Source organism: Actinosynnema sp. NPDC059335 (genome assembly GCF_042752395.1).
In the GTDB taxonomy this organism is placed as follows: Bacteria; Actinomycetota; Actinomycetes; order Mycobacteriales; family Pseudonocardiaceae; genus Actinosynnema.
On the sequence record NZ_JBHYXZ010000232.1, the window covers coordinates 1 to 10,214 of the forward strand.

The following is a 10,214-nucleotide window of genomic DNA, read 5'->3' on the forward strand; positions in this document are numbered from 1 at the left end:
GGGGGGGCGGCCGCCCCCCGGGGTCGCGGTGCCCCCCCCCGCCCCCCCCCCCGCACCGCGCCCCCCCCGCCGGCCGCCCCGCGGGGCCCGCGCCGCCGCCGTCGACGTGCGCGACGGCGACCTGGCCGTGTCCGGCGCACCGTGACCGGTGGTCCCGCGTCCCGCAGAGCCGCCGACCGCCCGACCGGGCGGACCGTCGAAGGGAGCCCCGTCGCCATGGCCGACCACTCGACCCACCGCGCCACCACCTCGGAGCACCGCGACCGGATCGACCAGCTCGACCGCGCCCTGATCCACCTGCTCGCGCTGCGCCGCGACCTGTCCTGGCAGGTCCAGCGGGAGCGCGTGGCGGGCGGCGGCCCGGCCGGCGACCCGGCCCGGGAGCGCGTGGTCGTGCGCCGCTACCTCGACGGGTTGGGCGAGGGCGGCTCGATCGTCGCCGCGGCCGTGCTCGGCCTGTGCCGGGGCGTGGACCTGCCGTCGCCGTCGGACGCGGTGCCGGTGCCGTGACCGCGTTCGGCCGCGCGGCGGACCCCCGAAGCCGGGGGGCCGGGGCCGGTGACGGCGCGTGTCGGTCGACGTGCCCCGGAAGTTGATCACCTGTCAGGGTGACGGCGGGGGTGCGCCGGCGGCGGGCCGCCACGACGGGGCGGCGCGGGGTCGACCGACCGGTCGTGGCGGTGTTCCCGCTGGTCGGCCCGGCCGTGCGAAGCGGGGGTGACGGCCGGGCCGGAGGGGTTCAGCGTCGCCAGTCGTTCGGGCGACCGAGGCGCCAGTCGTTGGGCCGGCCGGTGGTGGTGATCGTGACGGTGGTCATGCTCGTCTCCAGGGGTGCTCGACTGTGCGTGAGGGCTTGGTTACGGTGTCATCACCTTGTGTGAGGCGGTGACACCCATATGGTCGCTGGCGAACGACGACGGCGCGCATCCCCTCTGGGGTGGTTGTGCGGCTGGTCGCTGTGGCGGCTGCCGCGCGTCGTGTTGGTCTACGTGCTGGCCGTGGAGGTCGTGGCGGTGGCCGCGGTGGCGGCCGTCGCGACGCTGACCCCGGTGACCGGACGGCACTGGGCGTGGTTCGGGCTGCTGGCCGGCGCGGCGGTCGTGCACTTCGAGGCGGCCCGCGGCCTGGAGCGGGTGCGGGAGGTCGCGGCGGAGGGCAGCCCGTACGCGCACCCGCAGTCGATCTGGCTGTTCGCGGGCGTGCTCGTGCTCCCGCCGCCGCTGCTGGCCGCGCTGGTCGTGGTGAGCTACGGCTACGGGTGGGTGCGGATCTACCGGCGCAGCCCGCTGCACCGCAAGGTCTTCTCCGCCGCGACGGTGCTGCTGTCGTGCTGGTCGGCGGGCGCGATCCTGCTGGCCGTGCACCCGGACCCGACCACGCCGCACGCCGCGCAGCTCACCGGGCCGGTCGACCTCGGCGCGCTGGTGGCGGCCGGGGTCGCGTACTGGCTGGTGAACCTCGCGCTGGTGGTCGGCGCGATCCTGCTGTCCACGCCCGCCCGGCCGGGTCGCGACGTGCTCGGCCCGCTGAGCCAGCAGCTGGTGATCGCCGCGTCGATCGGCCTGGGCACGGGCCTCGCGGTCGTGCTGGTGACCGCGCCGTGGGTGGTGCCGGTGCTGGTCGTCACCATGCTGGGCATGCACCTGGGGCTGCTGCTCCCGGTCTACCGCGCCGCCGCCCGGGTGGACGGCAAGACCGGCACGCTGACCTCCGTGGCGTGGAGCGAGCGGGCCGCCGCCGAGCTGGGCCGCGCCAAGGCCACGGGCACGCCGATGGCGGTGCTCCTGCTCGACCTGGACCACTTCAGCCACATCAACAACACCCGCGGCCACCTGGCGGGCGACCACGCGCTGCGGGCCGTGGCGGCGGTGCTGCGCCGCCAGGTGCGCGACGCCGACCTGGTCGGCCGGTGGGGCGGTGAGGAGTTCGTGGTGCTGCTGCCGGGTGCGGACCCGGTCGTCGCCCGGCAGGTCGCGGAACGGATCCGCGCCGCAGTCCGGACGCCGCTGACCGACCTGCCCGACGCCGGGTTCGACGACGGGGGCGAGCTGCGGATCACCGCGTCGCTGGGGGTCGCGGCGTTCCCGCCGCACGGCGACACCGTGGACCGGCTGCTGCTGGCCGCCGACACCGCCCTGTACCGCGCGAAGAACAACGGACGGGACCGGGTCGAGACCGCCCCGGCCGGCGCCGTCGGCTGACCGGGATGGCGGAGGGGGCCGGTGGGCGCGGCTACCGCCGGGTGTTCGCCTCGGTCGAGTACCGCGCGCTGTTCGTCGCGCACGTCGTCTCCACGGCGGGCGACCAGTTCGCCCGCGTGGCGCTCACCGTGCTGGTGTTCCGCGACACCGGCTCCCCGGCGTGGGCGGCGATCACCTACGCGTTGACGTTCCTGCCCGACCTGGTCGGCGGACCGCTGCTGGCGGGGCTGGCCGACCGGTACCCGCGGCGGGCGGTGATGGTGTGCTCGGACGTGCTGCGGGCGGCGCTGGTCGCGCTCATGGCCGTGCCCGCGCTGCCGTGGCCCGCCGTGTGCGGCCTGCTCGTGCTGCTCCAGTTGGCGGGCGCGCCCGCGGTGCCGGCCCGGACCGCGCTGCTGCCGCACATCCTGCCCGGCCCGGCGTTCCGCGCCGGCGCCGCCGCGCTGTCGACCGTGAGCCAGGCCGCCCAGGTGGTCGGGTTCGCCGCCGGGGGCGTGCTCGTCCTCGCGGTGGGCACGAGCGGGGTGCTCCTGCTGGACGCCGCGTCGTTCGCGGTGTCGGCCGCGATCGTGGCGCGGTGGGTCCGGCCCCGGCCCGCGGCCGGTGGCGACGCGCCGGAGCGGCCGGGGTGGTGGCGTTCGGTGACGGCGGGGGCGGTCCTGGTGTGGCGCGACCGGCGGCTGCTCGCGCTGGTCGCCTTCGCCGCGCTGTCGGCGTTCTACATCAGCGGGGAGGCGCTGGCCGTGCCGCTGGCGGACCGGCTCGGCGGCGGCCCGGTCGCGGCCGGGCTGCTGTTCGCCGCCTTCCCGGCCGGGTGCGCCCTGGCGAGCCTGGTCGTGGCCGCGCTGCCGGAGGCCACCCAGCTGCGCGCCCTGCCCGCGCTCGCCGTGGCCACGAGCGCGCCGCTGGTCCTCGGCTTCCTGGACCCCGGTCTGGTGGTCCTGGTGGTGCTCCTGTTCGCGTCCGGCGCGGCGTCCAGCTACCACGCCATCGCCTCGCCCACCTTCGCCCTGTGGACGCCGGACGCGGCGCGCGGGCAGGTCTACGGGCTGGCCGTGACGGCGCTCAAGATCGCCCAGGGCCTCGGGGTGGCCGCCGCCGGGCTCGCCGCCGAGCAGGCCGCGCCGCACCACGTGGTGGCGGGCGGCGGGGTGCTCGGCGTGCTCGCCGCCCTGGCGGTGACCGTCCTGTGGCGTCGCAGCGGAGCCACCCGCGCCGGGCACGCGACCACCCGCTGAGCCGCACTTCCCCCGCCGGGGCCGGCGCGGGTTTGTGCACGTTCCCAGCATTTGGGGTCAGTCAGGGCTTGAGCCGGCCATCGCGGTGCGCTTTCATATTGTGCACGTTCACAGTCCGTCCGCCGCGGGCACCGCACCGTCGATCAAAGGAGATCGGATGTCCGGACCCATCCGGGCGGCTCAGGCCGCCCTCGCCCTGGCGGCCGCCGTGCTGCCGCTGACCACGCTCACCCCGGCCGTCTCCGCGGCCGGCACGCTCGGCATGCTCGGCGCCGACGTCTCGACCGCCCAACGCGCCCTGGACCTCGGCGCGAAGTTCTACGACGGCTCCGGCGTCGCCCGCGACCCGCTCGACATCCTCAAGGGCGTCGGCGTCAACTACGTCCGGCTGCGGGTCTGGAACAACCCGCGCAGCGGCTACAACAACAAGGACAAGGTCCTCCAGTACGCGCGCACGGTGAAGGCCAAGGGCCTCAAGCTGCTGGTCGACTTCCACTACTCCGACACGTGGGCCGACCCGGGCAAGCAGTACAAGCCGGCGGCCTGGGCCAACCACGGCATCGCCCAGCTCCAGACCGACGTCTACAACTACACCTACGACGTGTGCACCAGCCTCAAGGCACAGGGCACCACGCCGGACAGCGTGCAGATCGGCAACGAGATCAACGTCGGCATGCTGTGGAACGACGGCAAGGTCGTCAACAACGACTTCACCAACCTCAGCCTCCTGCTCAAGGCGGGGTACAACGCCACCAAGGCGTGCAACGGCGGCACCAAGGTCATGATCCACACGGCGAACGCCGACAGCCTCGACCACGCCCGCTGGTTCTACGACGGCATCAGGTCCAAGGGCGTCGCCTGGGACATCACCGCGCTGTCGTACTACTGCATGTGGCACGGCACGCTGAGCAACCTGTACAACGTCATCGCCGACATGCGCTCCCGGTACGGCAAGGACGTCGTGCTGGCCGAGACCGCCTACCCCTTCACCACCGGCAACGCCGACGGCACGGGCAACTCCATCACCACCGGGTGCTCGGGTTACGCGATGTCGTGGGAGGGCCAGGCCACGAACTTCGCCCACGTGCAGAACACGGCCCGCAACGCGGGGGCGATCGGCGTCTTCTACTGGGAGCCCACCTGGTACGCCGTGCCGGGCAACGGCTGGGACCCCGCCGACATCAACGGCAGCGGCAACGGCTGGGACAACATGGCGATCTTCAACTGGACGGGTCGGATCAACCCCCACGTGCGCTGGACCCCGTGACGCGGCCCGGGTGGGCGGTGCCGTGGCGCCGTCCACCCGAACCGGTCGCCGATCGCGCGAGCCGGTCCGACGCCGGCCGCCGGGAGCGGTGCGGCTGGACACCCCCCACTCGGCCGTTTGCGGCTCACCGGGATGCCGCCCGGCGGCGAGGCAAGGGCCGCTCACCGGGGCAAGGGCCGACAAGCCGAACCACCGGTGTGATGTCCGCGACCACCGCCAACGCGAAGATCGGTCTTGCTGTTGCAACTGACTTGCTGTTAGCTGCGACTGGCAATAGTTGACCTTCCCTGCCGAGGTGATGTGCGTGCGACGGCTGCTGATCGGTGTCGTGGTGGCGGTCGCGCTGGCCGCCGGGTGCACGTCGCCCGACGGCGGCGGGGCGGGCGACGACGGGCGGTCGATCGTGATCGGCGCGGGCGGCGAGCCGGAGAACCTGAACCCGATCCTGGGTTACGCGCCCGACGGCGCGTCGAAGATCTTCGACGGCCTGGTGGCCCGCGACGCCCGCCTGCACCTGGTGCCCGGCCTCGCGCGGGAGGTGCCGACCGTCTCGGCGGACGGGCTCACCTGGACCGCCACCCTGCGCGAGGGCGTCACGTTCACCGACGGCACGCCGCTGTCCGCCCAGGACGTGGTGTTCACCTACCGCGCCGTGCTGGACGGCGACAACGGCTCCACCATCGCGTCGCGGTTCGACGCCGTGGCCGACGTGACCGCGCCCGACGACCGGACCGTGGTGTTCCGCCTGTCCTACCCGTACGCGCCCTTCGCGCAGCAGCTCACCCTGGGCATCGTCCCGCGCAAGGCGTTCGACGGCGTGGACGTCGACAGCGCGCCGTTCAACACCGCCCCGATCGGCACCGGCCCGTACACCGTGGCGGAGTGGCGCAAGGGCGACCGGATCGTGCTCGAGGCCAACGAGGGCTACTGGGGCGGCGCGCCCGCGATCAAGACCGTGACCGTGGTGTTCGTGCCCGACGACAACGCCCGCGCCACGCGGATGGCGGCCGGGGAGTTCGACGGCACGGTGCTCCCGCCCAAGCTGGTGAAGTCCTACGCCGACCGGCCGGGCTACCGGGTCGTGCGCAACCCGTCCGCCGACTACCGCGGCCTCGGCCTGCCGTCCGAGCTGCCGTTCACCTCCGACCCGCGGGTGCGGCGGGCGATCAACCTCGCGCTCGACCGGCAGGCGATGATCGACGCCGTGCTCGCGGGCGCGGGCAAGCCGGCCGCGACGCCGATCTCGCCGCACCTGGCCGACTGGTACGACCCGATCGCCACGTTCCCGCACGACCCGGCCGAAGCCGGGCGGCTGCTGGACGAGGCGGGCTGGCGCAAGGGCCCGGACGGCGCCCGCTCGAAGGACGGGCAGCCCGCCCGGTTGCCGATCCTGTACCCGGCGGCGGACGTGCTGCGCAAGGAGCTGGCGCTGGCGACCGCGAGCGACATCGCGAAGCTGGGCGTGGACGCGCCGGTCGAGGCCACGACGTTCGAGCTGATGGTGCAGCGGCAGCGGGAGGCGGCGAGCGTCTGGGGCGGCGGCGACCCGTACGACCCGGACACGGCGGCCTACACGCTGCTGCACTCCCGGTACGCCGGCGCGCCCGGCTACGTGAACATGACGCTCTACCGCAACCCCGCCGTGGACCGGGCGCTGGACGCCGGGCGGCAGAGCACGGACCCGGCCACGCGCAAGCTGGCCTACGCCGACCTCCAGCGCGCCTACACCGCCGACCCGGCCTGGGCGTTCCTGGTGTTCCTCGACCACACCTACGTGCTGCGGGACCGGTGGGACGGCCAGGTCGAGCAGGTCGAGCCGCACGACCACGGCCTCGTGCACGCCGTGTGGTGGAACCTCGAGCGCTGGACGCCCAAGCCGTGACCACGACCCCGGTGGCGGCGACCCCGGCGAAGTCCGCGCGGAAGCGCCGCCGCGGTCGCGCGGTCGGCCTGCTGGTGCTGCGCCGGCTCGGGTTCGCGGTCCTGGTGGTGCCGCTGGTCGGGTTCGCGCTGTTCGTGCTGGCCAAGGCGTCGCCGTTCGACCCGGTCGAGCGCTACTTCGGGGTGCGGATCATCGGCGCGTCGCCGGAACGGGTCGCCCTGGTGCGGGAGAGCTGGGGCGTCGACCGGCCGGTGGTGGAGCAGTACCTGGCGTGGTTGCGGCACGCGGTCACCGGCGACTTCGGCGACTCGCTGTCGCTGCGGCAGCCGGTGGCGCAGGTGATCGGGGAGCGGCTCGGCTGGTCGGTGCTCCTGGTCTCGCTCGCGTTCGCGCTGGCCCTGCTGCTGGGGCTGGTGCTCGGGACGCTGGCGGCGTGGCGGCAGGGCGGGTGGCTGGACCGGTCGATCACGGCGGTGGCCTACGTGCTGGAGGCCGCGCCGGTGTTCTGGCTCGGCCTGGCCGCGCTGTCCGTGTTCGCGCTCGAACTGCGGTGGCTGCCCGGCGGCGGGCTCACCGACCCCGGCGCGGAACTCGGCGTCGGCCAGGTCGCCCGGCACCTGGTGCTGCCGGTGTCGGTGCTCGCGCTCTCGCACGCGCCCTGGTACGTGCTGTTCGTCCGGCAGGGCCTGCTGGAGTCGTTCACCTCGGACCACGTGATCGGGGCGCGGTCGCGCGGCCTGCCCGACCACCTGGTGGTGTCCGGGCACGCGTTGCGCACGTCCCTGCTGCCGTTCCTGACCCTGCTGGGCGCGCGGCTGCCCGAGCTGATCACCGGGGCGCTGCTGGTGGAGACCGTGTTCTCGTGGCCCGGCATCGCCCGCGCGACCGTGGACGCCGCGCTGGACGTGGACTTCGCGCTGCTGGGCGCGCTCACCGTGCTGGCCACGGCGGTGGTGCTGCTCGGCAACCTGCTCGCCGACGTGCTGTACGCGTTGGCCGATCCGAGGGTGGGCCTGGATGGTTGACAGCCGGGTGTGGCGGCCGGCGCCGCGGTCACGCGTCGCCGCCGCGAGCACGAACCGGTCACCGCGGCGGCGGCTGGTGCCCGCCGCGGTCGTGCTGGGCGTCCTGGTCACGGCGGCGCTGGTGGTGCCGCTCGTGGTGGACCTCAACCAGCAGCACGTGGACCTCGCGTCGGCCTCCCTGCCGCCGTCGCCGGCGCACCCGTTCGGCACCGACGAACTGGGCCGGGACGTGCTGTTGCGCTGCGTCTACGCGTTGCGGGTGTCCCTGGGCGTCGGGTTGTTCGCCGCGCTGATCTCGTCCGTGGTCGGCACGGCCGTGGGCGCGCTCGCGGGCGCGGTCGGCGGTTGGCTGGACCGCGTGCTGATGCGGCTGGTCGACGCGGTGGCGTCGGTGCCGCACCTGCTGCTCGGGATCGTGATCGTGGCGGTGCTGCGGCCCAGCCTGACCGCCGTGGTGATCTCGATCGGCCTGACGCACTGGCTGACCTCGGCACGGATCGCGCGCTCGGAGATCCTGTCGCTCCGCGGCCGCCCGTTCGTGGACGCCGCGGTCGTCGGCGGCTCGTCCCGCACCCGCGTGCTCGTCCGGCACCTGCTGCCGAACATCGCGCCCCAGGTGCTGCTCGCCACCACGTTGATGGTGCCGCACGCGGTGTGGCACGAGACCGCGTTGTCGTTCCTCGGGCTGGGGCTGCCGCCGCACTCCGCCAGCATCGGCAACATGATCAACGACGCGCAGCGGTCGCTGCTCTCCGGCGGCTGGTGGATGTCGCTCGCGCCGGGCGTCGTCCTCGTCGCCGCCACGCTCGCCGTGTCCGGGCTGAGCGGGGTGTGGCGGGACCGGCTCAACCCCCGGCGCAGGTCGGAGCTGTCGTGGTGACCGAACTGGTGCTCGACCGGGTGTCCGTGCGGTTCCGCCTGCCCGGCGCGACCGTCGCGGCCGTGGACGGCGTGTCGTTGCGGGTGCGGCCGGGCGAGTGCGTCGCGCTCGTCGGCGAGAGCGGCTGCGGCAAGAGCGTGCTGGCCAACGCGCTGCTGGGGTTCCTGCCCGGCAACGCCCAGACCTCCGGGACGGCCACCCTGACCGGCGACGGGCCCCCGCTGGACCTGCTCGGCACGTCCGACGCGGTGCTCGCCCGCACGGTCCGCGGCCGGCGCATCGGCCTGGTCCCGCAGAGCCCGGCGGCCCACCTCACCCCCGTGCGCACGGCTCGCGCCCAGCTCGAAGAGGTGGTGCGGGTGCACCACCCGGACGACCCCTCGCCGCGCGACCGGGCCCACCGCGTCGCCGCCCGCGCCGGCCTCTCCCCCGACGACCTCGACCGGTACCCGCACGAGCTGTCCGGCGGCATGGCGCAACGCGTCGCCAACGCGCTCGCGCTGGTCGGGGACCCGTGGCTGCTGATCGCCGACGAGCCCACCACCGGCCTCGACCGGCACCTGGTCGACGGCCTGATCGAGGAGTTCCGCCGCATGGTCGCCGACGGCCGCGCCGTCCTGCTCATCACGCACGACCTGGCCGCCGCCCAGCGCGTCGCCGACCGGATCGCGGTCATGTACGCCGGGCGGGTCGTCGAGGTCGGGCCGGCGGGCGCGGTGCTCGACGCGCCGCGCCACCACTACAGCCGCGGCCTGGTCGACGCCCTGCCCGACCGCGCGTTCACCCCGATCCCCGGCCAGCCGCCGCTGCTCACCGACCTGCCGCCGGGCTGCGCGTTCGCGCCGCGCTGCCGGCAGGCGGCCGCCGTGTGCGCCTCGCGCCCGACCCTCACCGACGGCGAGCACGCCGTCGCGTGCCACCTGCCGTGCTGACCGCCGACGCGATCACCGCCGGCTACGACCGCCGCCACCCGGTGCTCACGGACTTCAGCCTGACCGTCCACCCGGGACGGACGGTGGGCCTGGCCGGTCCGAGCGGCAGCGGCAAGTCGACGCTGGCCCGCGTGCTGGCCCTGCTGCACCGGCCGTTCGCCGGGGTCGTGCGCCTCGACGGCGTGCCCGTGACCGGCTACCGGCACCGCGCGCCGCGGGCCACCCGCACCCGCATCGGCGTCCTGTTCCAGCAGCCGCGCCTGTCGGTCGACCCGCGGCTGACGCTGCGGGCGGCCATCGCCGAACCGCTGCGCGCCAACGGCCGCCCGGTCGACGCCGTGGAGGAACTGGCCGACCTGGTGATGCTGACGCCGGAACTGCTGCTCCGCCGCCCGCACGAGGTCAGCGACGGCCAGCTCCAACGCGCCTGCCTGGCCCGCGCCCTCGCGCTGCGCCCCGACTACCTGCTGTGCGACGAGATGACCACCATGCTCGACGCCTCCACCACCGCGGCACTCGTCGGGGTCATCCGCGACTACCAGCGGCGGACCGGCGCGGGCGTGCTCGCCGTCTCGCACGACGCCGTGCTGCTGGACCGCTGGGCCGACGACGTGGTGACCGTGGGCTCCCCCGCGGCCGGTTAGTTGGGCGGCATCCCGGAACCCGCCGACCTCGGCCGGCCGGATCGACGGCATCCCGGAACCGGCCGGCCGGACCGGCGGCGTCCGCGAACCGGCCGGCCGGCCGGCGGCGTCCGCGAACGGCCGGGCGGTGGCGGTCGGAGAACGC

The 10,214-nt window shown here is 75.0% G+C and carries 9 protein-coding genes; all 9 read left to right on the top strand.

Features of this window, described 5'->3' with window-relative positions; translation table 11 throughout:
• Positions 1–216 precede the first annotated feature (216 nt).
• The 9 genes from ACFXGA_RS37955 (at position 217) to ACFXGA_RS37995 (ending at position 10,069) form a co-directional block, all read left to right on the top strand.
• Positions 217–510, top strand: coding sequence for a chorismate mutase (locus tag ACFXGA_RS37955; RefSeq protein WP_378097285.1), 294 nt, complete (start codon positions 217–219; stop codon positions 508–510).
• 431 nt (positions 511–941) lie between these two features.
• Positions 942–2,201, top strand: a complete 1,260-nt coding sequence (locus tag ACFXGA_RS37960) for a diguanylate cyclase (protein ID WP_378097288.1) — start codon at positions 942–944, stop codon at positions 2,199–2,201.
• A gap of 5 nt (positions 2,202–2,206) precedes the next feature.
• Positions 2,207–3,439, top strand: a complete 1,233-nt coding sequence (locus tag ACFXGA_RS37965) for an MFS transporter (RefSeq protein WP_378097291.1) — start codon at positions 2,207–2,209, stop codon at positions 3,437–3,439.
• A 157-nt stretch (positions 3,440–3,596) separates the two neighbouring features.
• The gene (locus ACFXGA_RS37970) at positions 3,597–4,706 is read left to right on the top strand and encodes an arabinogalactan endo-beta-1,4-galactanase (RefSeq protein WP_378097294.1); all 1,110 of its coding nucleotides are present in this window, start codon (positions 3,597–3,599) and stop codon (positions 4,704–4,706) included.
• Between the two features lie 304 nt (positions 4,707–5,010).
• Positions 5,011–6,588, top strand: coding sequence for an ABC transporter substrate-binding protein (locus tag ACFXGA_RS37975; protein WP_378097298.1), 1,578 nt, complete (start codon positions 5,011–5,013; stop codon positions 6,586–6,588).
• On the top strand, positions 6,585–7,613 hold the full coding sequence (locus tag ACFXGA_RS37980) for an ABC transporter permease (protein ID WP_378097300.1): 1,029 nt from the start codon (positions 6,585–6,587) through the stop codon (positions 7,611–7,613). The genes ACFXGA_RS37975 and ACFXGA_RS37980 overlap by 4 nt, the downstream gene beginning before the upstream one ends.
• Positions 7,606–8,493, top strand: a complete 888-nt coding sequence (locus ACFXGA_RS37985; RefSeq protein ID WP_378097303.1) for an ABC transporter permease — start codon at positions 7,606–7,608, stop codon at positions 8,491–8,493. Before ACFXGA_RS37980 ends, ACFXGA_RS37985 begins: the two co-directional genes overlap by 8 nt.
• Positions 8,490–9,425, top strand: a complete 936-nt coding sequence (locus ACFXGA_RS37990; RefSeq protein ID WP_378097306.1) for an ABC transporter ATP-binding protein — start codon at positions 8,490–8,492, stop codon at positions 9,423–9,425. Before ACFXGA_RS37985 ends, ACFXGA_RS37990 begins: the two co-directional genes overlap by 4 nt.
• Positions 9,407–10,069 (top strand): ABC transporter ATP-binding protein, encoded by a 663-nt coding sequence (locus tag ACFXGA_RS37995; RefSeq protein WP_378097309.1) that lies wholly within the window; start codon positions 9,407–9,409, stop codon positions 10,067–10,069. Before ACFXGA_RS37990 ends, ACFXGA_RS37995 begins: the two co-directional genes overlap by 19 nt.
• The last annotated feature ends 145 nt before the right edge of the window (positions 10,070–10,214 follow it).

Bases quoted from the DNA above. Each gene is read 5' to 3' on its own strand.
- ACFXGA_RS37985 (WP_378097303.1), top strand. From the start codon at position 7,606: ATGGTTGACAGCCGGGTGTGGCGGCCGGCGCCGCGGTCACGCGTCGCC.
- ACFXGA_RS37955 (WP_378097285.1), top strand. From the start codon at position 217: ATGGCCGACCACTCGACCCACCGCGCCACCACCTCGGAGCACCGCGAC.
- ACFXGA_RS37965 (WP_378097291.1), top strand. From the start codon at position 2,207: ATGGCGGAGGGGGCCGGTGGGCGCGGCTACCGCCGGGTGTTCGCCTCG.
- ACFXGA_RS37970 (WP_378097294.1), top strand. From the start codon at position 3,597: ATGTCCGGACCCATCCGGGCGGCTCAGGCCGCCCTCGCCCTGGCGGCC.